Below are 23,714 nucleotides of genomic sequence, written 5' to 3' on the forward strand. Positions count from 1 at the left end.
TGTACCCGATCGGCGGCGTCGTCTTCGACTCCGACCCGGAGACGACCGGCCGCGAGGTCCGCGACTACCACAAGACCATCAAGGGACGGATGGACGACGGCGGCCGCTACCACGCTCTGGACCCCGACGTCTTCTACTGGGCGCACGCCACCTTCTGGTATGGCAACATCCGCTGCGCGGAGGCCTTCGGCCCCCCGATCACCGAAGCCGAGAAGCGGCAGCTCTTCGAAGAGTCACGCACCTGGTACTCGCGCTATGGCGTCTCGATGCGGCCCGTCCCCGACACCTACGAGGACTTCCTGGCCTACTGGGACCACATGTGCCGGTATGAACTGCGCGACCACGCCGCGGTCCGCACCGTCCTCGACATCACCAAGTTGCCGCCGCCGCCGTGGATGCCTTCGTGGACCCCGCGCTGGCTGTGGCGAATTCAGGCCGCCCAGGGTCAGAAAATGTTCATGTGGATCACCACCGGCCTCTACGACGCGCCGGTCCGCGAAATGATGGGCCTGAGCTGGAGCGAGCGCGACGAGAAGCTTTTCCGCCTCTTCGGCAAAGCCGTCAATCTCGGTATGAAGCTGGTGCCGCGGCGCTACCGCCGCCACCCGCGTGCCCGTGACGCCGACGACCGCCTGACCGGTCGCGTCGCCACCGACGCCCCGGTGCTCGAGACACCGGCGCGCAACCTCCCGTCGGGCGTCGAGCGCGGCAAGCCCATCCACTATTGCCCGGTCCACGCCTCTCGCCGTGCGAATCTGCCCTGGCAGTCCAACGACGTCAACGACTGAGGTCCGACACCGCCGCCCGCTCGAGGGCCGGACCGTCAGGCGGTAAGCACCACCTTGAGCGCCTTGGTCTGCGCAGCGTTGGCAAACACGTCGTAGGCATCCATGATCTCTTCGAGCTTGAACCGGTGACTGATGAAAACGTCCGGGTCGAGTTGCCGAGAGGCGACCATCTTCAGCAGCGTGCCGAGGGTGTCGGTGTTCACCAGACCCATCGAGATGTCGATGTTCGTGATCCACAGGTCCTGCAAGTCCAGTTGGACGGAAGAACCGTGAACGCCGACATTGGCGATACTGCCCGCGGGACGGACCACATCGACGCACATCTGCCAGGTCTGCGGGATGCCGACGGCTTCGACTGCGACATCGACACCGAGCCCATCGGTCATCGCCAGGACTTGCTCCCGCCAATCGCCGTCGGACGAGACCACCCCGTCGGTGGCACCGAATTTTGCAGCCTCCTTGACCCGGTTGGCGTCTAGGTCGATTGCAATGATCCGGCTCGGCCCGTACAACCGGGCCGTGGAGATGACGGCAAGGCCGACCGGTCCAGCGCCGACGACGGCAACCACGTCCCCCGCCTTCACATGGCCGTACTGCACTCCGATCTCATGCCCGGTGGGCAGGATGTCGGAGAGGATGACGCCCTGTTCGGCACTGACCGTGTCCGGAAGTTTGTACACCGAGTTCTCCGCGAACGGGACTCGGACGTATTCGGCCTGGGTGCCGTCGATCAGGTGGCCGAAGATCCACCCGATACCAGCCGCGCCTTCAGGTGCCTGACAGTGCGAGTACACGCCTGCTTTGCAGTAGCCACACTTTCCGCAGGAGCTGACACACGAGAGGATCACCTGGTCGCCCACCTGCAGGGTGGTGACGGCAGACCCGACCTCGGTGATGGTGCCGACGCCCTCGTGACCGAGGATCCGGCCCGGGGTGACGGCGGGGACGTCGCCTTTGAGGATGTGGAGATCGGTGCCGCAGATGGTGGTGGCGTCGATCTTCACGATGACGTCGGTCGCGTCGATGATCGTCGGGTCGGCAACCTCATCCCAGGACTTCTGGCCGGGGCCGTGGTAAACGAGTGCTTTCATGCGAATCTCCTCACGCTGCGATAGCCGATTTCAACGCTAGGCCAACTCGTCGGAATGCGGTCCGCATCCGAGCGAACCCCCATCACTGATTCGTGAATCCAACGTCGATCGAGACGGGATTGACGAAACGTGCGGGGTTAGGCACTCGCGCTCGGGACGACTCGATAGCGCACGAACACCGGCACGACGATCGCCGCGACGATCGTCAACACCACGACGGCCACCCCGCCGCCAGCTGTCGCGACTGCGGTGCCCGCGACCGCCGCCGCCCAGCCGTGGGAAACGTCGGCCAGCCGCGGCCCACCGGCCACGACGACGATGAAGACGCCCTGCAACCGACCACGCACCGCATCGTCGGCGGCCGACTGCAGCATCGTCATCCGGAACGCCGCGGACACCATGTCGGCGGCACCGCCGACGACCAGCGCGACGAGGACCAGCGGCAGCACCGGCCACCACGAACCATCGGAGAAGAACAGCGCGAACCCCGCCAACGCCATCGACAGACCCCAGATCACGATGCACACCACGACCGCCAGCCCCTGCCGGACCACGCGAGACACCCAGCCGGAGAACACCCCGCCCACCACGGCGCCCAGCGGGATGGCCGCGAACAGCAGCGCGACCTGCCACCCGCCGTCGGTCCGCCCACCGAAGTCCTCGTGCGCGATCTGCGGGAACAGGATTCGCGGCATCCCGAAGATCATGGCGATGAGGTCGACGACGAACGACATCAACAACACCTTGTGCCCGCGCAGGTAGCTGAACCCGTCGAGGATCGAGCGCAACCCGACTCCGGGGCGCGGACCGTCGGAGTCCTCGGGCTGCAGCGCCGGGAGCCGCCACACCGCCCACAGCGTCGTCAGCAGCGACAGACTGTCGAGTAGATACATCACCGAGAACCCGACGACGGTGACCAGGACACCGCCGAGCAGCGGTCCGACGATCGCGCCGGCCTGCATCACCGTCATGTTCAACGAGTTCGCGGCCGGCAGCTGGGCCGCGGGAAGGATGCGCGGCAGCACCGCACTGCGGGTCGGCTGGTTCACCGCGAAAAACGCCTGCTGCACGGAAAACAGCGCCAGCAACACCCACACGTTGTTCCACCCGGCGGCGGCCTGCAGGAAGAACAACCCTGCGGTCGCGATGAGACCCGACGTTGTCACCAGCAGGATCGTGCGACGGTCGAAGACGTCGGCCAAGGCGCCGCCCCACAGGCCGAACACGATGAGCGGCACCAGCCCGAACAACCCGGTCAGCCCGACATAGGCCGAGCTCTGCGTGATCGCGTAGATCTGCAGCGGAACTGCGACGACGGTGAGTTGGGCACCGATGACCGTGACGATGTTCGCCACCCACAGATGGCGGAAATCGTCATTGGTCAGGGGCCGGGTATCGGCCAGGAATCGACGCACCGCTATGCCTTCTTACGCATCGTTCAGGGCTGCAGCCGCTGAAGGTCCCACCCGCCGTCGGCGGTGCGACGCGCGCTCACACGGTTGTGCAGGCGGTCGGCGCGACCCTGCCAGAACTCCGCGTAGGCCACATCGACGAGGTATCCGCCCCAGTGCGGCGGCACTGGGACCGGCTCGTCGCCGTCGACGCCCCCGAACCTCTCCGCGGTGGCCGCGGCGAGCTCCTCCAACTCCGCACGACCGGCAATCGGCCGCGACTGCGACGACGCATAAGCCGAGATCTGCGAGCCGCGCGGACGCGAATCCCAATACGCCTGCGTCACGTCGGCGCCGACCTTGCGGACGGCACCGCGGAAGTGGACCTGGCGCTCCAGCGCGATCCACGGAAACGTCAGCGACGCCACGGGGTGGGCGGCCAGGGCGAGCCCTTTGGCCGACTCGTAGCCGGTGAAGAACGTGATACCGGGGGCCGCGGCGCCCTTGCACAGCACAGTCCGCGTGGCGGGTACGCCATCGGCGTCGACCGTGCCCACGACCATGGCGTTGGGCTCGGGGATCCTCGCGGCAACCGCCTCGGCGAGCCACCGTTGGAACAACGCCAGCCACGGCGGGGCACCGGTCAGCCAAGTCACGTCGAGGTGCTGCGCCACGCCGTCGGCCCCGGTCGTCACCGGGCTGCCGTATCCGACGCGCATCGCGGCAAGATTGGTGGGGTCTCCGCTCGGCGTCTCCATAGGTGCCCAAGCTACTCCGCCCCATCGGAGCCCAAGCCATCCCGGCGCGGCCTAGGATCAGATCATGACTACAGCCGTTCCCGCTGATTTCACCCCCGGCCTCGAAGGCGTCGTCGCCTTCACCACCGAGATCGCCGAGCCCGACAAGGACGGCGGCAACCTGCGCTACCGCGGGGTCGACATCGAAGACCTGGTGGAGAACCGGGTCACCTTCGGCGACGTGTGGGCACTGTTGGTCGACGGTCGCTTCGGCCATTCGCTGGACCCGGCGCCGCCGCTGGAGTTGGTGACGCGCACCGGCGACGTCCGCGTCGACGTCCAGGCCGCGCTGCCGACGCTCGCGCCACTGTGGGGTTTCGAACCGCTCTTGGATATCGACGACGAGCAGGCGCGCGCCGACCTCGCACGCGCATCGGTGATGACGCTGTCCTACGTCGCACAGTCCGCGCGCGGCGACCTGCCGCCGGTGCCGCAGAGCCGCGTCGACGAGTGCGCGAGCGTCACCGAACGATTCATGACGCGGTGGCGCGGCGAGCCTGATCCCAAGCACATCGAGGCGATCGATGCCTACTGGGTCAGCGCCGCCGAGCACGGCATGAACGCCTCGACGTTCACCGCACGAGTGATCGCGTCGACGGGCGCCGATGTCGCCGCGGCGCTGTCGGGGGCGATAGGCGCGATGTCGGGACCGCTGCACGGCGGCGCCCCGGCGCGAGTGCTGCCGATGATCGCCGAGGTCGAGAAGTCCGGCGATGCACGCGGCCTGGTCAAGGGCATCCTGGACCGCAAGGAGAAGCTGATGGGCTTCGGGCACCGCGTGTACCGCGCGGAGGACCCGCGTGCCCGCGTCCTGCGCGAGACCGCCCGACGACTGGAGGTGCCGCGCTTCGAGGTCGCTGCGTCGCTGGAGCAGGCGGCCCTCGCCGAGCTGCGCGAGCGCCGGCCCGACCGCGCAATCGAGACGAACGTCGAATTCTGGGCGGCAGTGATCCTCGACTACGCGGGGGTGCCCGCGCCGATGATGCCGGCAATGTTCACCTGTGGCCGTTCGGCCGGTTGGTGTGCCCACATCCTCGAGCAGAAGAAGCTCGGCCGTCTTGTGCGCCCCGCCGCGATCTACACCGGTCCCCCGCCGCGCCGGCCCGAGGATGTCGAGGGCTGGAGCACGATCACGCCCGACGCCGTCTAGCCCGACGGGTGGGTGCGACTGGAGCCTTCGGTCGGGGTCCTGATCGCGAGACCCTGCGCGTCGCGGAGATCCTCCGCAAGGAGACCGTGGGCGGCTTCCTGCTGGTCGGTGCCGCGGCCATCGCCCTCGTCGTCGCCAACAGCCCACTGTCGGACACATACGCCAGGGTACGAGACACCGTCGTCGGCTACGGGCCCTGGCACCTGGAACTGTCGATCGGCCACTGGGCCGCCGACGGCCTGCTCGCCATCTTCTTCTTCCTCGTCGGACTCGAGCTCAAACGCGAATTCGTCGACGGCGAGCTCCGCTCCCCGCACACCGCGCTGGTGCCCGTGCTCGCCGCATTCGGCGGCGTCGCGGTGCCGGCACTGATCTACTTCGCGATCAACCGCGGCGGTCCCGGCGCGGACGGCTGGGCGATCCCCACCGCCACCGACATCGCGTTCGCCGTGGCAGTCCTGGCTGTCGTCGGATCGCGCCTACCGGCGTCGTTGCGATTGTTCCTGCTCACCCTGGCCGTCGTCGACGACCTCATCGCCATCGTCATCATCGCCGTCGTGTACACCGAGCACGTCAGCCCCACTCCCCTGCTCCTCGCGTTGGTTCCGCTGGCGTTGTTCGCCTTCTTCACCCACCGCTACGCTGACTGGTTCGCCCGCAACGACTGGGCGGCGTGGGCCGTGCTCCTCCCCCTCGGTCTCATCACCTGGGGGTTCGTCCACGCCTCGGGAATCCACTCGACCATCGCCGGAGTGCTCCTCGGCTTCGCCGTCCCGGTCCTCCGTGGCAGCGACGTCGACGGGAACGACGGATTGGCGGGGCAGTTCGAGCACCGATTCCGGCCGCTGTCGGCCGGATTCGCGGTACCGGTCTTCGCGTTCTTCTCCGCCGGTGTCGCACTGGGTGGCAACGAGTCTCTCCTCGACGCGCTCAGCGATCCGATCGCGCTGGGAATCATCGCCGGCCTGCTGCTGGGCAAGCCGATCGGCATTCTCGGCACCACCTGGCTCACCATCAAGCTGTCGAAGGCCAACCTGGGGACCGGGGTGCGTTGGATCGACTTGTTCGGCGTCTCCGTCCTCGCCGGCATCGGATTCACCGTCTCACTCCTCGTCGCCGAACTGACCTTCGACGACGAGCCGACGGCCCTGCGCCACGCCAAACTCGCCATCCTCGTCGCATCGACCGCCGCCGCCGTCTTGGCCGGATCACTCCTCGCGCTGCGCAACCGCCGGAAGTGAGATCAGGCTCCCTCTACGTCGCGGCGGTCGAACCGCCACCTCGCGAGCGCTCCGAGCGCCACGACGATCAGAAGCAACACGACCACCGGCACCCATCGCATCGGTTGTGACGGCACCATCGGGAGGTGGGTGAACGGCGACAGGTTGCGCACGGTCTGCCCGAGCCCGAACAGTTCGCCCATCGGACCCAGGAGGAAGGCTGCAACGACCATCGTCCAGCCGCCTCCGACGACCAGCCGCGGCGTAATCGCGTAGAGCGCGACCACCCCGACGGCGATCACCAGCGCCGCCGGGATCTGCACCGCGGCACCCCGCACCGCGTCGGAGATCATTCCCGCCCAGTCACCCGTGACTGCACCAGCGCCGAGCCCCACCAGCAATCCCGCGGTCACCAGCAACACCGACACGCCAACGACGACGAGTCCGAGTTGGCTCGCGATGAACGCCGATCGCGAGGTCGGCGTCGCCAGCAACACCTCGATCCGCCCGGCACTCTCGTCGGCACGGGTCCGGCTGATCGCGGTCACCGCCCAGGTGGCCGCCGCGAATCCCAGATAGCTCATGATCACCGCAAGGAAGACCTTCGAGAGCGCACCCGGGCCGCCGAGGCGGTGCAAGTAGTCCATCATCTGCGGGTTGTCTGCGGTCAAGGACGTCGCCGCGTTCACCAGCACACCGATCAACAGCGCGAACACACCGATCCCGACCAACCAGCCGAGGAACGCACCACGGTGCAACCGCACGATCAGACCGGCGACCGACGACACGGTCGACGACGGCGGTCCCGGCGCGGGTGTGATCAGCCCGCCCCCGAGATCGCGATGCCCGCTCGCCCACGCTGCGGCCGCGACGGTCGTCGCGAAGAAGGCGACGCACAGCAGTGCGGGCCACCACGAGTTCGCTCCGAACGGGTCCATCTGCTGGGCCCATCCGACCGGATTGGTCCAACGCAGCCATTCCCATCCGGATGCGTCACCTGCACCCCGCACCACGTACCCGCCGATCACCACGGCGACGGCGATCAGGTTTGCCAACCGGGCGGTGGTCGCGACCTGTGCGGTCAGCGCCGCCAACCCGATCGCCGCCAGCGAGGTACTGGCGTATTGGCCGCCGACGACCGCCGCCTCGGTACCCGTGGCGCCCGCCGACGCCATGAGCCCGGCCATGCCGACACCGATGACTACCGCGAATCCAAGGGCGACGATCACCGCCGCCGTCAACGGCGCGAGGCGGCCGGTCCGGCCCGCGCGCACCAGTTCGAGCCTGCCGAGTTCCTCCTCCTTGCGCGTCAGGCGCGTGACCATCAGCGCCGCGCACACCGCCGACGCCGCGATCATGAACAGCCCGGCGCGCCACGACGCGACGGCCGCGTTGGACTGCAGGTGCTCGAGCGGTCCGAGCAACAGCTTGAACGCGGAGTTCGCCGCGGCACCGGCTGCGAGGCTTTGACGCTCTTCGGGCGTCCCGTACAGGGTGTTGACCGAAGACACCGTCGCGGCGTTGGTGGCGATGAGCACGACCGCCGTCACCGGCGCGATGATCCGTTCCCGGCGCAGGTCCAGCCGGGTGAGCAACCCGGTCGACGCGAAGTCCGCCGTCATCGCGCGCCGGACTCGTCGTAGGCGTGTAGGAACAGCTCCTCGAGACTCGGCGGTTCAACGAGAAGCTGCTTCACCGACAGCCCGCCGAGCGCGCGCGTGACCGCGTCGAGGCCCTCCGGCGCGACGGTGAACGAGACATCGGTCCCGTCGGCACCGTCACTCGTTTCGACATCGTGCACCCCGTCGATTCCGCGCAGGACACCGACGTCACCGTCGCCGACGGTCACCCGCACCCGCGACCGTCGCAGGTGGCGCAGTTGCGCCAGCGTCCCGGCCTGCACGGTCTTGCCCGCCCGGATGATCGTGACTGACTCGCACAGTTCCTCGACCTCGGACAGGATGTGGCTCGACATCAGGACCGCCGCACCGCGCCCGGCCGCCTCGCGCGCCGAGGTCTGGAACTGCTTGGCCATCAACGGGTCCAGCCCCGAGGTCGGCTCGTCGAAGATGAACAACTCGGCGTCTGCGGCCAGGGCCGCCACCAGCGCGACCTTTTGCCGGTTCCCCTTGGAGTACGTGCCGCTGCGCTTGGTGGGGTCGAGTTCGAACCGCTCGATGAGCTCGGCTTTGCGACTGCTCGCCGGGTCGACGCCGCGCAGGCGCAGCAGGACGTCGATGCATTCGCCGCCGGTGAGCTGTGGCCACAGGCTCACGTCACCGGGCACGTACGCCAGCCGGGAGTGGATTGCGACGGCGTCGGCGAACGGATCGAGCCCGAAGACCCGCGCCGTGCCGCCGCTGCTGCGGTACATCCCGAGAAGCACGCGGATCGTCGTCGACTTCCCCGCACCGTTGGGGCCGAGGAATCCGGCGACTTCACCGGCGGCGACGGTCAGGTCGAGCCCGTCGAGGGCCGCGAACGAACCGAACTTCTTGACCAGCGCCCGGACCTCGATCACGTCGTCCATCTTCTGTGCCTCCCGTACTGCGTGCTCCACCCCACAATCGCGCAGGGCCCTGCAACCATCATGCGCGCCAGCACCTACGATTGGTGTTCATGACCGACTCCGCGCAGATCACCATTCCCGCCGACCTGCTCCCCGCCGACGGCCGCTTCGGCTGCGGCCCGTCCAAGGTCCGGCCGGAGCAGTTGCAGTCGCTCGTCGACACCGGCGCTTCGGTGTTCGGCACCAGCCACCGTCAGGCGCCGGTGAAGAACGTCGTGGGGTCGATCCGCGAGGGTCTGGCCCAGCTCTTCTCGCTTCCCGACGGCTATGAGGTCGTCCTCTCCAACGGCGGCACCACCGCCTTCTGGGATGCCGCGGCCTTCGGGTTGGTCCGCAAGCAAGCCCTGAATCTGACCTACGGCGAGTTCTCGTCGAAGTTCGCCACCGTCACCAAGCGGGCGCCCTGGCTCGACGATCCGAAGGTCGTCTCGACCGACCCGGGCACCGCGCCGGACCCGGCGGCACTGACCGCCGCGGACTTCGACGGCGTCGACTTGGTGGGCTGGGCCCACAACGAGACGTCGACCGGCGTCGCGGTGCCGGTGCTGCGCCCGGCAGCCGCCGGTGATGCCCTCGTCGCCATCGATGCGACGTCGGGCGCGGGCGGTCTGCCCGTCGACGTCTCCACCACCGACGTCTACTACTTCGCTCCGCAGAAATGCTTCGCCGCCGACGGCGGGCTGTGGATCGCGCTGATGAGCCCGGCCGCACTCGCCCGCGTCGCCGAGATCGACGCCACCGACCGGTACGTCCCCGAGTTCCTCTCGCTGGCGACCGCCGTCGACAACAGCTCCAAGAACCAGACCTACAACACCCCCGCGATCGCCACCCTGCTGCTGTTTGCGAACCAGATCGAGTGGATGAACGCCAACGGCGGCCTGGACTGGTGCGTCTCGCGCACCGCCGATTCCAGCTCGCGCCTGTACTCGTGGGCGGAGAAGACCTCCTACACAACGCCTTTCGCCGACGAAGCGCATCGCAGCCAGGTGGTCGGGACGATCGACTTCGACGATTCGGTCGACGCCGCCGCGGTCGCAAAAGCGTTGCGCGCCAACGGAGTCGTCGACACCGAGCCGTACCGCAAGCTCGGGCGCAACCAGCTGCGCATCGGTATGTTCCCGGCAATCGACCCCGACGACGTATCGGCGTTGACCGCGTGCATCGAGTACGTGGTGGAGCGCCTCTAACCTGGACGCACCCCCTCCGGCCTGCGTGTCTGCCCCCTCGACGGTGGGGAGTGCACTAGCCTGGGGCCTAGCCGTCAGCGAGGAGGGTTCCGATGCGTGAGCTGCGCGTCACCAGCGTCGACGCTGACGCCAGTCACGTCATCTGCGTCGACGCTGAGACCGGGGAGAAGTTCCGCATTCCCGCCGACGACCGGTTGCGCGCAGCGGCCCGCGGCGACGTCACCCGGTTGGGTCAGATCCAGATCGAGATGGACTCGCTGCTGCGACCCCGGGAGATCCAGGCACGCATCCGCGCCGGAGCCAGCGTGGAGGAAGTCGCCGCGGAAGCCGGCACGACCGCCGACCGGGTCCAGCGCTTCGCTCACCCGGTGCTGTTGGAACGCACCCGCGCCGCAGAGTTGATCCGCGCGTCCCATCCGATGCGCGAGGACGGTCCGGCACTGGCCACGCTCGACGAGATCGTGGCGGCGGCCCTGCGGTCGCGCGGTCTCAACCCCGCGGTCGGCGAATGGGATGCCTGGAAGGGCGACGACGGCAACTGGGTCGGCCAGCTGACCTGGACCGCCGGACATACTGTGAACCACGCCCACTGGCGCTACGCGCCCGGCTCGCAGGGCGGCACGACCGATGCCCTCGACAACACCGCCGACGAGTTGCTCCACCCCGGATCGGCCGGGCGCCACCAACTTCAGCCGGTGGCCGATCCGGCCGAATCGGTGACCGTCGACGCGCAGAGCGTCGTCGCACCGCCGCCCCCGCCCGCCGAACGCGAGCAGGAGTCGGATCACGAACCGCCTAAACGCGCGCGCCGTAAGGCCAAGCCCGAGGTTCCGGGCTGGGAGGACGTCCTGCTCGGCGTCCGCGGCAGCAACCCGCACCAATAGGCGCCGCCGCGGACGACCTGCCGCAGTCAGACCATGCAGGGAAGGTCGATGGACCCCAGCTTGGGGCAGTACGCCGGCGTGTCCGCCTGGGTCTGCGACGGATCGGGTGCCGACGTCGCGCCGAAGCCGAAGGTGAGCAGAGCGACGGCCGCAATGGTGGCGACGACGGCGGACAGACTGCGTTTTTTCATGGTGGACCTCCCGGTATTGCGATCAATTGGCCACACCAGTGAAACCCGACAATCCGCCCTCAGCGCGAGTAGCCGACTACTCGTTTCCGCCCTTGTCCCGGCGGGCTAGTTCGTAAAAGGCGACCGCCGCAGCGGTGGCGACGTTCAGCGAATCAGTACCCCGGCTCATCGGGATACGGGCCCGCACGTGGCTGGCGCGCATCGCCGCAGCACTGAGCCCCGGCCCCTCCGCGCCGACCAGGAAGGCGACCCGCGACGCAGACTCCACGGCGTCGGCCAACAGCGGCACCGCCGGATCCGGCGTCAACGACACCGTCGTGAACCCCCGCTGTGCCAGCAGGTCGAGTTCGCCCGGCCAGTCCGGCAGCTTCACGAACGGCACGAGCAGCGCGTGGCCCATCGACACGCGGACACACCGCCGGTACAGCGGATCGGCGCACCCGGAGCCGAAGAGGACGGCGTCAACGCCGAGGCCGGCCGCGTTGCGGAAGATCGAGCCGATGTTCTCGTGGTCGTTGACGCCTTCGAGTACGGCCAGCACCGAAGCGCCCTCGACTGCCTGCTCGACGGTGAGTTCGGCGGGGCGCCGGGCGACGCCGAGCACGCCGCGGTTGAGGTGAAACCCGACGACCTGGGCCATCACCTCGGCGGTGGCCCGATAGAACGGGACCGGCGCCGGGAGCCGTAGCGAGCAGGCCGAATCCTGACCCGCGTCGGGATCGTCGACGGGCAGCAGCGTCGTGCCGAGTTCGCCGAGTCGGCGGTCGACGCCGAGGAACGCGTGCGGGATGAACCGGGAGGCCACCATCCGCTGCACGACGAGCACACCCTCGGCGATCACGAGCCCTTTGCCGACGCGTCCACCGGGGAGCACCGGGAGGTCGGGGCGGCGGTCGACGGAATTCAGGTCACGAAAGTCGTCGACCCGCTCGTCGTCGGGATCGGTGATATCGACGACGCGCACGGGAAGCGTCGGAGAGGCGGACACCACCGATACGGTAGTCGCATGCCTGCGCACCACGGACTGGAGTTCCGCCCCGCCGTCGACGGGGACTGGCGCGAGATCTTCGCGTCCACCGCCCGGGCCTTCGGGATCACCGCCCCGCTCGACGAGCACCAGCAGGCCAATGAGCGGGCCCGCATCGCCGACGAGGACACGATGATCGCCCGCGATCCCGCGCTGCCGGGGGCACCGCTGGTCGGGATGGCGATGTACTACCGGCTGCAGATGTCGGTGCCCGGCGGATCGATCGGCTTCCCGGGACTCACGTGGGTGTCGGTCTCGCCGACGCACCGTCGTCGCGGAATCCTGCGCGAGCTGCTGACCCGGCTGCGGGCGAAGTGGGCCGACGAGGGTCATGCGGTAGCGGCGTTGTGGGCCTCGGAGGGCACCATCTACGAAAGGTTCGGCTTCGGGCCGGCGGTGTTCGCCGAGTCCGTCCGCATCGACGGGCCGCAGACCCTGCGCGTACCGGCGCCGGCGCAGTCACCCGTGCGCTTCGTCGACGCCGCCGAACTCGCCGTTCTCGCACCGCCGTTGTACGAGCGGTGGGGGCGGGTCCATCCGGGAGTCATGGCGCGCGACGCGCTGTGGTGGCAGGCCGAACTCGACGACCGGCCGTCGAGCCGGCTGCCCACGCTCAGCGAGCGGCACACCATCGTGCACCCGGACGGCTATGCGACCTACCGGCTCGATTCGGCCGACGGCGGCGAGCTGCCGGTCGCGCGGATCGAAGAAGTCGTCGCGGTCACCCCCGAGGCCCACACCGAGCTGTGGCGCGTGTTGGCGGCGCTGGACCTGGTGGCGTCGACGACGGGCACTCTCGACGTCGGGGACCCGCTTCCGTTCAAGTTGACCGACCTGCGCGGGGTGTCGGTGACTCGTCGCCGCGACACCCTGTGGGTCGCGGTCCTCGACGTGCCCGCCGCCCTGGCCGCGCGGACCGACGCCGCCGATCTCGACGCCGTGCTCGTCGTCGATGATCCGTCCGGTGGCGAGGGCGGTCGCTTCCGCCTGCACATCGTCGACGGGACGGCAGACGTGGCGCGCGACGAGACGGCCGCCGGAACCAACGGGGAGATCAGCTGCGACATCGCCGCCCTGGGCAGTCTGTACCTCGGCGGCGTCGATGCGCGCGACCTCGCCGCGGCGGGCCGGGTACGGGCGTCGTCGCCGGAGCTGCTGCGCGCGTTCGCGCTGTCATGGCAGGCGCAGAACCATCCCGCCACCGGCACCGACTTTTGATCGGACCCGCTTCCGATCAGGTGAGCAATTCCTGGATCGGCGCGCGGGCGAAGTAAAGGACGAAGACCGCGGCCACCGCCCAGAGGATGGGGTGGACTTCGCGCGCCTTGCCGCGGGCGGTCGCCAGGACCACCCAGCTGATGAACCCGAGGCCGATGCCGTTGGCGATCGAGTACGTGAACGGCATCGCGACGATGGTCAGGAACGCCGGCAGCGCGTATTCAAAGCGGGTGAAGTCGATGGTGCGGATCTGCCCGATCATCAGCGCGCCGACCACGACCAGTGCGGGGGCGACTGCCTCCAAGGGCACGACCTTGTAGAGGGGGGTGAAGAACATCGCGGCGAGGAACAGGACGCCGGTGACGATGTTGGCCAGGCCCGTGCGCGCACCTTCGGCGATGCCCGACGCCGATTCGACGAACACGGTACTCGACGACGCGGAGCCCAGACCGCCGGCGATGGCGCCGGTGCCCTCGACGGCCAGCGCTTTGCCGATGTCGGGCAGCGTGCCGTTCTCGTCGGCGAGACCGGCCTCCTTGCCCAGGCCCGTCATGGTGCCCATCGCGTCGAAGAAATTGGACAAGACGATGGTGAACAGCAGGATCGTCGCGCCGATGGCGGGCGCGGAGATGACGTGCGCCGGGGTGCCGTGTTCGCTGAACGCGCCGAACAGATCGACATTGCCCACGAGGGACAGGTCCGGCAGGCCGCCGATCGAGTCGGGCAGCTTCGGGGTGTTCAGCGCCCAGTCGCCGGGCTTGGCCACCGCCTCGATGATGATGGCCAACACGGTGGTGATCACGATGCCGATCAGCAGGCCACCGGCCACCTTGCGCACTGTGAGCACACCCATGATCAGCAGGCCGATGGCGAACACGAACACCGGCCAGGTGTTGATCGACCCGGAATCACCGAGTTGCACCGGGACGGTCGTGTGGGCGGCATCGGGGACGCGTTTGACGAAGCCGGAGTCGACGAAGCCGATGAATGCGATGAACGCGCCGATGCCCGCGGCGATCGCGGCCTTCAACTCGGCGGGCACCGCGTTGAACACCGCGGTGCGGAAGCCCGTCACGGCCAGCACGACGATGATGACGCCGTTGAGGACCACCAGCCCCATGGCCTGCGGCCACGTCACCTGCGTGGTGACGCTGACGGCCAGCAGGCTGTTGATGCCCAGGCCGGCGGCGAATGCGAACGGGTAGTTCGCGACGACACCGAACACCAGGCACATCACGCCCGCGACGAGCGCGGTGACCGCGGCGACGGCGGCCATCGGCAGCACGTTGCCCGCGATGTCGGCGTTGAGCGGATTGCCCGGCGTGCCGCCGAGGATGATCGGGTTCAGCACGACGATGTAGGCCATCGTGAAGAAGGTGACGACGCCGCCCCGCAGTTCGCGCAACGGCGTCGAACCCCGTTCGGTGACATGGAAGAAGGAATCGACTCGGGACAGTGCCGGGGGCGCGCTCACGAGAAGACGTTAACCTGATCTCATGTCTGACGCGCGCGAAGTCACCCCGGTTCCCGAGCTGCCCAAGGTGCTGCGCGAACCCGGACCGGTGATCATCGTCGGGTTCGCTGCCTGGTTGATCGCGACCATCGTCGCGCTGGTGACCGGTGTCGGCGGTCTCACCCTGCACGTGTGCCTATGGGGCCTGGGCGTCGGGGTCATCGGGACGTCGATCGTCGCGGCTCAGCTCGCGGCAGTCAGGCGCGGCTCGAAGACGGCGCAAGAGGGCTTGGAGTAGCACCTAGGCGCGCCACGGTCGCGACGACCGCGAGCCAGACCGCGCCGATCGCCCAGCCGGCGAGTACGTCGGTCATCCAGTGCACACCCAGATACACGCGGCTGAGCCCGATCAGGAACGACAGGATCGGCGCGACGAGCAGGACGTCGGGATGCTCGCGGATCCACGCGCAGCACCGGAACAGCCCGACGGCGATCAGCCCGAACACGATCGCGCTCATCATCGCGTGGCCCGACGGCATCGAGTGGTACGCGGCATGGACGAGCCGGTACTCCGGCGGCGGCCGATCGCGCGCGATCGTGTTCTTGAGCACGACCATCAGCCAATAGCCCGTCACCGATCCCAGCCACACCATCAGGGCACTGCGCCACAGCCGAAAAGCTGCGAACAAGGCGCCGGCGACGATGACGATGACCGTTAGCGTCATCGTCGAGCCGAGCCAACTCAGGCTCTCGCACAGGCTGGTCAAGAACCGAGTGCGGTGGCCGACGACGAAGTCGAGCACACCGGCGTCGAACGGCGTGCTCGACGGCAGGTCAGTCCGCATGGCGCCCACCGTATCCGAGGACGTCGACGTGGACGGCACCGTTGGCGTCGACCCACCTGTTGACGCGGTACTCGCCGCTGTCGGTCGCAACGAGCAGACCGTCGTGCACGACGACTTCCCCGCGCGGCTGGTCTCCCCCGTGTCCGGCGGCGAACCGCAGCGCATCCGCATCGGCGTCCCAGGTCGTCGTCCTGCCGGTACTCACGACTCGGGCCGTGAGGGCATCCGACGCGAGCGGAAGGTCGAGCACGTCGGCGAGTTCGCGCGCGGCGTCGGCGGTGACCGGCAGCCCAGCCACCACAGCGAGGTCTGCCGCCACGACTGACAGGTACTGCGATGCGTCGATCACCACCGCGTCGCGGCCAGTGCCGTCATCGATCACCGAACCGTCGAGGGCGCGCGCCGCCGGAACGCCGGACAGCAGCACATCTAGCTCGTGCACGTCGACGTCGCCGCGGGCGATCGCCGCGACGACCTCTCCGTAGCCGCGCACCACGGCACCGGGCAGGATGGGCCGATCGGCGTCGCCGAGGTTGGTCAGGATCAACGCGGCCGTCGCGACGTCGGCCACAACGTCGTCGACGAGAATCCCGCCTAATGCGGCCGCGTCCGGATGGTCGAGGGGGTCAACTATTCCCGCTAACACCTCGGCGTCGGGGCGTCGATAGGAGCGCACCTCGCGGCCGTTGATTCGGGCATGCTCGCGCAGCCACCACGCGGTGTACCCGGCGCGATCGGCAAGCAGAAGCGCGGTCGCCGGATCGTTCGCCATCAGTGCCAGCGCGTCGGACCATCGGTCGTCCGGCACGAGGTCGAGATCGCGGACGGCCGTCATCGACGGCGGCTGTTCAGACAACCCGGCCCACCAGCGCTCCTCGTCGTGCAGGTCGTGGTCGGGCGCGGTGGGCCACTGCTCAGCGACGGTGAGGAATCCCCATCCGACGCCTGCCCGGCGTAGAACATCGCCGCCGAACCGTTCCGCGAGCTGCTCGTCGACGATCGCGAAGGGCAGGTCGTCGGCCAGGATCGCGGCCAGCGGCGAATCGGCCAGCAGGAGTTCGTCGACGTGGACGGGTTCGCCGTCGACGTCGGGCAGCAGCAGTTCGCGCGATGCCTCAGCTGACAGGACCGCCTCGGGGTCGGCGGCCAGCAGGGCGAGCACCGAGTCGGCGAGATCGGCGACCTCGTCGTCGGTCCCGTGCTCGGCGGCATCGGCCAGTGCCGCGACGAGGTCGTCGTGGGCCAGGAGTTCACCAGCCCCGACCGATTGGGCACCCAGCCGTTCCAGCAGGGGGTGCACGGCGTCGGGGTGGACCGTCGGCGCCCACGGCGCCGCCACCCCGGCCGGCGCGATCACCAGTCCACGCGCCCCCAGGTTGCGACGTCCGTCAACCCTGGGGACGGGCAGCGCCCCGAGTTCCTCGGCGTCGGTGCCGCTCACGACGAGAGGAGCCAGCGCCTCGTAGAGCTGCGCCCACCACGCCGCGGGCCGGTCGAGGTCGCCGGCGGCCTCGGCGATGTCGGCCAACCCGATCTCGCGGGCGCCGACGGCCAGGAGCGCCGCACGCTGCTGCGGGCCGGACACGTCGGGGTGTGCGAGCTGCGCGAGCACCGGACCGAGGCAGGCGGCCAACGCGTCGGAAAGATCGGCGACGACGAGTGTGTGCCGCGGCGCGAGGTCGTCTCCCCCGTCGGCGGCCGGGACCCACGCATTGGTGGCCAACTCCTCGCCGATGGACTCCAAGAGCCGGGCGTCGACGCTGTTGCGGGGTAGGGCGCGGGGCACGAACCCCGGGCGCTGCGCCGGGCTGAATGCCCGTACCAGTGCGATGTAGCCCGGTGCGAGCGTGCCGACGTTGACGCCGGGCATGAGGTGGCGTCGGTCGGGCGTCACCGGCAGCGGCGCGATCACCCGCGCGGGGACTGAGATCTCGATGTCGGTGGGTGTGGGCGTGCGCAGGGTCTCGGGGTCTCGATACAGCCGCTCCTCCGTCGCGGCCACTCGACCTCCGACTTTGGTATCGAGACCCAGCCACCGCACGTCCCCGGTTATCGCCTCGCGCCAGACGTTCCTAGCACCGGGGATCGGCGAATCAACCGGCTCGAAACGGATCTCCCCGTCGCCACGCACCGCGGTGACCGCGACGTCGCCAACGGTGATCTGCGCTAGCGCAGGTAGTTCCAGCAGGCGGTCGCAGACTTGCTCGGCGATGCCTTCCAATAGATCGTCAACGTCGATCCCGGCGCGCGGCACCAGCACGATCTCGGTGTCGAACTCCGTCGCGGGCGCCTCGTCGGAGAGCCACGCGAGTCGCAGGAGCGGCACCGGTTCGTCCGACGGCACGATTCGGGCCGAGACGATTGCGTCCTCGGTCTGCGTGCGGTCGAAGACCAGTGCCGTCGTGGAGGATCGGATCTCCACCCGGTCGGCGACCGGGACCACGGCGGCGAAGCCCACGCCGAACCGTCCGACCGTCTCGTCGTCGCGCTCTTTCGCCGAGACACGCAACGCCAGCAGCGACGCCACCCCGTCGGCGGTCAGCGGTTCCCCGGTGTTTGCGACGTGCAACGCACCGTCGGCGTCGCGCCACACCGCGAGATGGCCCGACACTCCGGCAGCGACGGCCGCGTCGGCGGCATTGGCGGCCAGCTCGGTGAACAGCCGGTCGCGGTACCCGACGGCGGCGAGGTCGGCCTCGGCGCGCGAGTCCTCGATGAGCCTCGTCGGCGACCCGTGCCACGCATCCAGGACGGCAGCACGCCGCGACGCGACGCCGAACGGGTCGGGGTCGGTCACGGTCAGTCCACCGTGGCGAACACCTCGAGCACCCCGTCGTCGAACGGGTCGAACTGCGGTGTGGACACCGGCGGTCGCGGCGCGATGTCGGAGTGGGCGCCGCAGCCGTACTCGGCGGACACGACGTGGCCGTCGGCGGCGAACTCGTTGGCGCACACCCCGAACGCGACGCGCAGGGCGCCGGACAGTTGGAGGTAGAACCCGCACGTCTCGCAGTGGTGCTTGGCGGCTTGCGCCATCGCTGAGAGCGGCCCGAACTCACCGTCGTACCAGCGCTGCGCGGCCTCGTCGCGTCCCTGCGCGCTCAGCACGCGCCGACGCCCGAGGCCCAACTCGGTGTCGAGCTCTTCCAGGTCACCGCTGTCGACCTGATTGGGCACCAGGCGCGGATCGTCGGGCTCGGCGGCGAGTTGGTCGCCGGGCTGCAGATCACCGGCGGCGATACGCTCGCACCACGGCACCCACGGCGGCGCGAGCAACGACCCGTCGCCGGGCAACAGGACGACCTCGCTGACGGTGACCGAATCATCGGCGTCGGCGAGCGCCACGACGGCGCACCAGCGCCAGCCGCGGTAGCCGGGCAGGTCGGCCGTGAAGTAGTGGGCAGCCGAGTTGTCGTCCTCGACGACGACCTCGACGTGGTCGCCGGGCGCGCCGCCGTCAACGACGATGGCCTCGCGCGCGGCGTCGACGGCACCGCGGAGCAAGTCGATTTGGGCTGTAAGACTCACCCCACCAGTGTGCATCACCGCGATGGGGCGTGGCACGCCAACCCGGTGTCGGCGCGATAGGGAAGAATTGTCGTCGTGAGTTCTGGTAACCAGCAGCCGTCGCGCAACCCGCACCTGCCCCCGCTGGAGGCGACGCGGGCACAGAAGGCCGCGGCATTTCCCAGTGAGGATGTGCCGCCGAAGACCTCGCTCACCCGACGCGCGGCCCGACACGGCAAGAAGCTGACCAACCGCGGCATCGACACGATCGCCCGCGCGGCCACCGCCGACGGCGCCGACCAGTCCGGACTGACGGCGCTGACCATCCCCGTCGTCGCCAACGCCGCCGTCGACGCCGCCATGGCGATCGCGCTGGCCAACACCCTGTTCTTCGCCGCCGCCAGCGGGTCCGAGGGCAAGGTGGGCCTGTACCTGCTGCTGACGATCGCACCTTTCGCACTGATCGCGCCGCTCATCGGACCACTCCTGGACCGGTTGCAGCATGGTCGGCGCGCGGCGATGGCCGCCACCTTCGCCGCACGCGCGGTCCTAGCAATCTTGATCGTCAGCAACTACGAGTGGGATCCCGCCGGCCACCAGCTGGTGTACGACCCGTGGGTCCTCTATCCGTGCGCGCTGGGGCTACTGGTGTTCTCCAAGTCGTTCGGTGTGCTGAAGTCCGCGGTCACACCGCGCGTCGTGCCGCCCAGCATCGACCTGGTCCGAGTGAACTCGCGGCTGACGACTTTCGCGCTGCTCGGCGGCACCATGGTCGGCGGCGCCGTCGCCGCCGCGTTCGAGATGCTGCTGGGCACGCTCCTGCCGCTGCACTGGCCCGGCGCAATGCTGCTGTTGATCGTCATCGCGTGCATCGGTGCCTACTACTGCATGAAGATCCCGTCCTGGGTGGAGGTCACCGCCGGTGAGATCCCGACGACGCTGACCTACCGCAACCAGCCCAAACCCGATATCTCTGCGCGTGAACGCGCCCGCCGCGCCGGCCGGGTCATCTCCGACACGATCCGTCAGCCATTGGGGCGCAACGTGGTGACCGGGCTGTGGGGCAACGGCACGATCCGCATCCTCACCGGGTTCCTCACCCTGTTCGTCGCGTTCTACGCGCGCAACCAGGAGGGGCTCGACGGCTGGGTGCAGATGGCAATGCTCGGCGTCGTCGGCGGTGCCGCCGGTGTGGGCAACGTCCTCGGCAACGGCCTCGGGACACGTCTGAAGCTGTCGAATCCGCCGAAGATCATCGTGTGGGTCGTCGCGGTGTGTTTCGCGGTCGCGACGGCCGCGGCGATCGTCCCGCTGTTCGCCACCGGGTCGTTCACCACCGTTGCCGCCGCGGCGATCACCGCATTCCTCGCGTCGGCCGGCTCTGCGGTGGGCAAGGTCTGTCTCGACTCCTCCATCCAGTCCGACCTGCCCGAGGCCTCGCGCGCCTCGGCGTTCGGACGGTCGGAGACCGTACTGCAGCTCGGTTGGGTGTTCGGTGCGAGCATCGGCGTCCTCTTGGCGCGCTCGACGTTCTCGATCGGTTTCGGCGTGGTCGCCGCACTCCTGGCCGGGGGGTTGGTGCAGACGGTCCTCACCAGCCGGGGCGCCACGATCGTCCCCGGTCTCGGTGGCGGCCACCGGCCCGAAGTCGCACCGGCGACGATGCCCACCGAGGTCATCGTCCGCCCCGACCCGTCGGCCACCGAGGCCATCCACCGACCCGACCCGACGCCACCGACGACGGCGATTCCGACGACGGCCATGCCGCGGACCCCCCGCGACCGACGACCCCAGCCCCCCGGCCCCACCGGCGCGCCGACGCGGGCCTTCCCCACCCGGCCGCTCGACGACGGTTGGCCGCCAGCCCCGGGAGACCAGTGAACCTCACCCCTTCGGAGAAGAAGACCCTCGCGCTGATCGGCGTCTGCGCACTGCTGTACGCGGCCGTCATCGCCGGTGCCGCCGCCTTCTGGGCGTCACGCACGCACGTCGACGACCGTCCGTACGTCACGCTCTCGGCTGGCCCGCACAGCACGCGTGCGTATCCGACGGTGCTGTGCGACTACCAGTTGCAGGGGTGCGACGGCGATTTCCGCAAGCTCGACCCCGCCCGACTCACGCGCTTCCCTGTACCGATCGGCGAGTCGCTGAAGGTGCGCCTGTCGTCGAATGTCGCCGGCGACCCGTGGTCGGTCGTCGTCCAGTACCTCACCCCGAACGGCTCGCAGCTGCTGCTGAAGAACTTCCGCAGCGGCACCGGCACTGCGGCGCTGCTTCTGCCGTCGACGCGCACGCGCATCTTGATCAATGTCGAGATCAGCCTGCCCGCCAAGATGCTCGCCGGGGATTCCGACGATCAGCTGGTGCGGCGCGGACTGTTCGCCATCAACACGACGCCGACCGACCAGAAGCCGCTGATCGACGCCTACGAGAAGGCGGCAACGGGCAAAGACCCGGACCAGCGGATGGTCGACGACGTCAAAGAGTTCGCCAAGGACTAGGCGTCGAGCTCGCGCGCGACCGCCCGAACGACCTCGGAGATCCGCTGCGCGGTCTTGCGGTCGGGGTAGCGGCCCTGGCGCAGCGTCGGCTGCACCTTGCCCTCGAGCAGGGTGATCAGATCGGCGACCATGCCGTGGAGCTCGTCGGGGCTATGACGCCGGGCCTCCTCACGAGCAGCTTCGCGTGTGTTCTTCTCCACGCTGGGTGCCGGGTCGAGGACGGTGACACTCAACGCCTGCGGGCCGCGACGGCCCGCGGCCATCCCGAACTCCACGCGCTGACCGGGTTTGAGCGACTCGACTCCAGCGGGCAGCGCCGACGAACGGACGTAGACGTCCTCCCCGTCGGGTTGCGAGAGGAAACCGAATCCCCTCTCCGGGTCGTACCACTTCACTTTGCCGGTCGGCACCGCACTCACCTTTTCCTTGTCAGCCGCAAAAAAGCGCCCTGCTCCCGAGTGTGGCGAGCAAGACGCAGCCTCGATCGCTCATCCTACCGCGTGTGCACTAGCGTGGGCAGCCATGGGCACCGGAACGGGCAGGACACCCGCGCGTACAGTCTTCGCGGCGGGCGTGGTCCTGTTCCTGTGCGGGCTCGTCGCGATCGGCACCCTGTTCCTCGTGCCGGCCGTGTGGTCCGGGCACACCGCGCCGCTGCCGGTGTACCTCCTCGCGATGTGCACACCGGTGGGCTTGTTCCTCGCGATTGCTGGAACGATCGCCTCCGGCCGCCCACGCTGATCCTGTCCTGCCACGCGGACGCCGAACTCCGCGATGGGCGTCACAATGTTACTGTGATCTTCCTCACATCACGAAATGGTCACGGTAAGGACACGAACCGTGATTCACCCCGTGAACTGGGCGAACGCCGAAGTGGATCGGCCGACCCACATTTCGACGCGAAAAACCCGCTTTCCCGATCACTTAGGAAGTCCGGCGCTTATTCCGTAGCCTCGTCGTAGGCCATCACCCGATGGCTATAGCAGTACCGACGCAGCTGGTCGCGCCGAGCCTCACTCCACCGGCCGCGTTGTCCTTACAAGACATTCAGGAGTGAGGACGGGGGACCCATCTCCCGTGAGACCGGGTTCTGTGCGGATGTGAATCCACGCAGGATCCTTGGGGTGTAGCCGCGGAGCCCCCGCGGCCGGGCAACCTCTCGCTCGAACCCGACAGCTGACTTCGTAGGCGCGTGGAGAGAGGAAACAGTTCTATGTCCGGACGTCACCGCAAGCAGACGACCAGCACCACTTCCAAGACCATCGCCAAGGTGGCCCTGACCTCTGCCGTTATCGGCGGCGGTGCAGCGCTCGCCTCCGCCGGCGCCGCTCACGCGGCCACCGACGCCGAGTGGGACCGCGTCGCGGCCTGCGAGTCGGGCGGCAACTGGGCCATCAACACCGGCAACGGCTACCAGGGCGGCCTGCAGTTCTCGCCGAGCACCTGGGCCGGCCACGGTGGCACCAAGTACGCACCCACTGCTGACCAGGCCACGAAGGCGCAGCAGATCGAGATCGCCGAGCGCGTCCTCGCGGGCCAGGGCAAGGGTGCCTGGCCGACCTGCGGCACCGGGCTCTCCGGCCACACGCCGCGCGACGCGAGCAAGGCCCCGACCAGCCTGAAGAAGAAGCTGAAGAACGCTACTTCGCTGAAGGCCACCCCGAAGGCCAAGGACAGCGACGACGTCCGCAACCAGGTTGACGGTGTCGTGAAGGCCCGCGAGAAGAAGGGCCAGATGGACCCGACCGTCGCGAACATGTGGGAGGCCGCCAAGGCCAGCGGCTACCAGCTCGACAAGAGCCAGGTCGACCTCTACAACCAGCACAAGGGCCAGCTGCCGTTCGCGAACTGACGCGAACGCGGTAACCCACCGCTGACTACAAAGGCGCCCCGCA

Annotated in this window: 23 protein-coding genes and 1 riboswitch; of the genes, 11 read left to right on the forward strand and 12 right to left on the reverse strand. The window is 69.0% G+C overall.

Annotated features, from left to right (window positions below; all coding sequences use genetic code 11):
* On the forward strand, window positions 1–788 hold a 788-nt coding region (locus tag B4L26_RS01230; RefSeq protein WP_290714854.1), incomplete at its 5' end, for an oxygenase MpaB family protein.
* A gap of 35 nt (window positions 789–823) precedes the next feature.
* On the opposite strand, the gene B4L26_RS01235 is transcribed toward B4L26_RS01230, so the two are convergent.
* From B4L26_RS01235 to pdxH, 3 genes are all read right to left on the reverse strand, one after another.
* The gene (locus B4L26_RS01235) at window positions 824–1,879 is read right to left on the reverse strand and encodes a zinc-dependent alcohol dehydrogenase family protein (RefSeq protein WP_290714856.1); all 1,056 of its coding nucleotides are present in this window, start codon (window positions 1,877–1,879) and stop codon (window positions 824–826) included.
* Between the two features lie 137 nt (window positions 1,880–2,016).
* Window positions 2,017–3,294: an MFS transporter gene (locus B4L26_RS01240; RefSeq protein ID WP_290714859.1), complete on the reverse strand. Its 1,278-nt coding sequence runs from the start codon at window positions 3,292–3,294 to the stop codon at window positions 2,017–2,019.
* A 23-nt stretch (window positions 3,295–3,317) separates the two neighbouring features.
* Window positions 3,318–4,028 carry a pyridoxamine 5'-phosphate oxidase gene (pdxH, locus tag B4L26_RS01245; RefSeq protein WP_409563493.1) on the reverse strand — a complete coding sequence of 237 codons (711 nt, stop codon included), beginning with the start codon at window positions 4,026–4,028 and terminating at the stop codon, window positions 3,318–3,320.
* A gap of 64 nt (window positions 4,029–4,092) precedes the next feature.
* On the opposite strand from pdxH, the gene B4L26_RS01250 reads away from it, so the two are divergent.
* On the forward strand, window positions 4,093–5,217 hold the full coding sequence (locus B4L26_RS01250; protein ID WP_290714862.1) for a citrate synthase 2: 1,125 nt from the start codon (window positions 4,093–4,095) through the stop codon (window positions 5,215–5,217).
* Between the two features lie 8 nt (window positions 5,218–5,225).
* Window positions 5,226–6,458, forward strand: coding sequence for a Na+/H+ antiporter NhaA (nhaA, locus tag B4L26_RS01255; protein ID WP_290714865.1), 1,233 nt, complete (start codon window positions 5,226–5,228; stop codon window positions 6,456–6,458).
* Window positions 6,459–6,460: 2 nt separating this feature from the next.
* Here the strand turns inward: nhaA and B4L26_RS01260 are convergent, their stop codons facing one another.
* Window positions 6,461–8,059, reverse strand: a complete 1,599-nt coding sequence (locus tag B4L26_RS01260; RefSeq protein WP_290714868.1) for an ABC transporter permease — start codon at window positions 8,057–8,059, stop codon at window positions 6,461–6,463.
* The gene (locus B4L26_RS01265; protein ID WP_290714871.1) at window positions 8,056–8,967 is read right to left on the reverse strand and encodes an ABC transporter ATP-binding protein; all 912 of its coding nucleotides are present in this window, start codon (window positions 8,965–8,967) and stop codon (window positions 8,056–8,058) included. The genes B4L26_RS01260 and B4L26_RS01265 overlap by 4 nt, the downstream gene beginning before the upstream one ends.
* Before the next feature lie 89 nt (window positions 8,968–9,056).
* Between B4L26_RS01265 and serC the strand changes: the two genes are divergently transcribed.
* Both serC and sepH read left to right on the forward strand, forming a co-directional pair.
* Window positions 9,057–10,193: a phosphoserine transaminase gene (serC, locus tag B4L26_RS01270; protein WP_290714874.1), complete on the forward strand. Its 1,137-nt coding sequence runs from the start codon at window positions 9,057–9,059 to the stop codon at window positions 10,191–10,193.
* A gap of 92 nt (window positions 10,194–10,285) precedes the next feature.
* Entirely contained in the window at window positions 10,286–11,077 is a 792-nt protein-coding gene (gene sepH / locus B4L26_RS01275; protein WP_290714877.1) for a septation protein SepH, read from the forward strand.
* A 26-nt stretch (window positions 11,078–11,103) separates the two neighbouring features.
* On the opposite strand, the gene B4L26_RS01280 is transcribed toward sepH, so the two are convergent.
* Window positions 11,104–11,268: a hypothetical protein gene (locus B4L26_RS01280; RefSeq protein ID WP_290714879.1), complete on the reverse strand. Its 165-nt coding sequence runs from the start codon at window positions 11,266–11,268 to the stop codon at window positions 11,104–11,106.
* Between the two features lie 76 nt (window positions 11,269–11,344).
* A complete protein-coding gene (locus B4L26_RS01285; RefSeq protein ID WP_290714881.1) occupies window positions 11,345–12,256 on the reverse strand; it encodes a TrmH family RNA methyltransferase in 912 nt (303 codons plus the stop codon).
* A gap of 18 nt (window positions 12,257–12,274) precedes the next feature.
* Between B4L26_RS01285 and B4L26_RS01290 the strand changes: the two genes are divergently transcribed.
* Entirely contained in the window at window positions 12,275–13,513 is a 1,239-nt protein-coding gene (locus B4L26_RS01290; protein ID WP_290714883.1) for a GNAT family N-acetyltransferase, read from the forward strand.
* 16 nt (window positions 13,514–13,529) lie between these two features.
* Here the strand turns inward: B4L26_RS01290 and B4L26_RS01295 are convergent, their stop codons facing one another.
* Window positions 13,530–14,987: an NCS2 family permease gene (locus B4L26_RS01295; RefSeq protein ID WP_290714885.1), complete on the reverse strand. Its 1,458-nt coding sequence runs from the start codon at window positions 14,985–14,987 to the stop codon at window positions 13,530–13,532.
* Window positions 14,988–15,009: 22 nt separating this feature from the next.
* Here B4L26_RS01295 and B4L26_RS01300 point away from each other — a divergent pair, with 22 nt between their 5' ends.
* Window positions 15,010–15,264, forward strand: coding sequence for a DUF2530 domain-containing protein (locus B4L26_RS01300; RefSeq protein ID WP_290714887.1), 255 nt, complete (start codon window positions 15,010–15,012; stop codon window positions 15,262–15,264).
* On the opposite strand, the gene B4L26_RS01305 is transcribed toward B4L26_RS01300, so the two are convergent.
* Genes B4L26_RS01305 through B4L26_RS01315 form a run of 3 tightly spaced genes read right to left on the reverse strand, consistent with a single transcriptional unit; the run spans window position 15,224 to window position 19,339 of the window.
* Window positions 15,224–15,811, reverse strand: a complete 588-nt coding sequence (locus tag B4L26_RS01305) for a phosphatase PAP2 family protein (RefSeq protein ID WP_290714889.1) — start codon at window positions 15,809–15,811, stop codon at window positions 15,224–15,226. The genes B4L26_RS01300 and B4L26_RS01305 overlap by 41 nt on opposite strands.
* Complete coding sequence (locus tag B4L26_RS01310) at window positions 15,801–18,608, reverse strand: sacsin N-terminal ATP-binding-like domain-containing protein (RefSeq protein WP_290714891.1); 2,808 nt, start codon at window positions 18,606–18,608, stop codon at window positions 15,801–15,803. Before B4L26_RS01310 ends, B4L26_RS01305 begins: the two co-directional genes overlap by 11 nt.
* 2 nt (window positions 18,609–18,610) lie before the next feature.
* Window positions 18,611–19,339, reverse strand: coding sequence for a DUF3027 domain-containing protein (locus B4L26_RS01315; RefSeq protein ID WP_409563494.1), 729 nt, complete (start codon window positions 19,337–19,339; stop codon window positions 18,611–18,613).
* Between the two features lie 75 nt (window positions 19,340–19,414).
* On the opposite strand from B4L26_RS01315, the gene B4L26_RS01320 reads away from it, so the two are divergent.
* Together B4L26_RS01320 and B4L26_RS01325 are read left to right on the forward strand one after the other, a co-directional pair.
* Window positions 19,415–21,199 (forward strand): MFS transporter, encoded by a 1,785-nt coding sequence (locus B4L26_RS01320; RefSeq protein ID WP_290714894.1) that lies wholly within the window; start codon window positions 19,415–19,417, stop codon window positions 21,197–21,199.
* Window positions 21,196–21,819 (forward strand): DUF2771 family protein, encoded by a 624-nt coding sequence (locus B4L26_RS01325; protein ID WP_290714897.1) that lies wholly within the window; start codon window positions 21,196–21,198, stop codon window positions 21,817–21,819. Before B4L26_RS01320 ends, B4L26_RS01325 begins: the two co-directional genes overlap by 4 nt.
* On the opposite strand, the gene B4L26_RS01330 is transcribed toward B4L26_RS01325, so the two are convergent.
* The gene (locus tag B4L26_RS01330) at window positions 21,816–22,229 is read right to left on the reverse strand and encodes a cold-shock protein (protein WP_290714899.1); all 414 of its coding nucleotides are present in this window, start codon (window positions 22,227–22,229) and stop codon (window positions 21,816–21,818) included. The genes B4L26_RS01325 and B4L26_RS01330 overlap by 4 nt on opposite strands.
* Window positions 22,230–22,341: 112 nt before the next feature.
* Here B4L26_RS01330 and B4L26_RS01335 point away from each other — a divergent pair, with 112 nt between their 5' ends.
* Both B4L26_RS01335 and B4L26_RS01340 read left to right on the forward strand, forming a co-directional pair.
* The gene (locus tag B4L26_RS01335) at window positions 22,342–22,560 is read left to right on the forward strand and encodes a hypothetical protein (protein ID WP_290714902.1); all 219 of its coding nucleotides are present in this window, start codon (window positions 22,342–22,344) and stop codon (window positions 22,558–22,560) included.
* Between the two features lie 272 nt (window positions 22,561–22,832).
* A riboswitch (cyclic di-AMP (ydaO/yuaA leader) is annotated at window positions 22,833–23,026 on the forward strand.
* Between the two features lie 6 nt (window positions 23,027–23,032).
* Window positions 23,033–23,671: a transglycosylase family protein gene (locus B4L26_RS01340; RefSeq protein WP_290714905.1), complete on the forward strand. Its 639-nt coding sequence runs from the start codon at window positions 23,033–23,035 to the stop codon at window positions 23,669–23,671.
* Window positions 23,672–23,714: the final 43 nt, after the last annotated feature.

The sequence above is a fragment of the Gordonia sp. UBA7599 genome (assembly GCA_002477755.1).
GTDB lineage: Bacteria > Actinomycetota > Actinomycetes > Mycobacteriales > Mycobacteriaceae > Gordonia.

Coding starts and splice junctions, on each gene's coding strand:
- B4L26_RS01340 (WP_290714905.1), top strand. CDS start 23,033: ATGTCCGGACGTCACCGCAAGCAGACGACCAGCACCACTTCCAAGACC.
- pdxH (WP_409563493.1), bottom strand. CDS start 4,028: ATGGAGACGCCGAGCGGAGACCCCACCAATCTTGCCGCGATGCGCGTC.
- B4L26_RS01265 (WP_290714871.1), bottom strand. CDS start 8,967: ATGGACGACGTGATCGAGGTCCGGGCGCTGGTCAAGAAGTTCGGTTCG.
- sepH (WP_290714877.1), top strand. CDS start 10,286: ATGCGTGAGCTGCGCGTCACCAGCGTCGACGCTGACGCCAGTCACGTC.
- B4L26_RS01250 (WP_290714862.1), top strand. CDS start 4,093: ATGACTACAGCCGTTCCCGCTGATTTCACCCCCGGCCTCGAAGGCGTC.
- B4L26_RS01300 (WP_290714887.1), top strand. CDS start 15,010: ATGTCTGACGCGCGCGAAGTCACCCCGGTTCCCGAGCTGCCCAAGGTG.
- B4L26_RS01260 (WP_290714868.1), bottom strand. CDS start 8,059: ATGACGGCGGACTTCGCGTCGACCGGGTTGCTCACCCGGCTGGACCTG.
- B4L26_RS01290 (WP_290714883.1), top strand. CDS start 12,275: ATGCCTGCGCACCACGGACTGGAGTTCCGCCCCGCCGTCGACGGGGAC.
- B4L26_RS01280 (WP_290714879.1), bottom strand. CDS start 11,268: ATGAAAAAACGCAGTCTGTCCGCCGTCGTCGCCACCATTGCGGCCGTC.
- serC (WP_290714874.1), top strand. CDS start 9,057: ATGACCGACTCCGCGCAGATCACCATTCCCGCCGACCTGCTCCCCGCC.
- B4L26_RS01305 (WP_290714889.1), bottom strand. CDS start 15,811: ATGCGGACTGACCTGCCGTCGAGCACGCCGTTCGACGCCGGTGTGCTC.
- B4L26_RS01235 (WP_290714856.1), bottom strand. CDS start 1,879: ATGAAAGCACTCGTTTACCACGGCCCCGGCCAGAAGTCCTGGGATGAG.
- B4L26_RS01335 (WP_290714902.1), top strand. CDS start 22,342: ATGGGCACCGGAACGGGCAGGACACCCGCGCGTACAGTCTTCGCGGCG.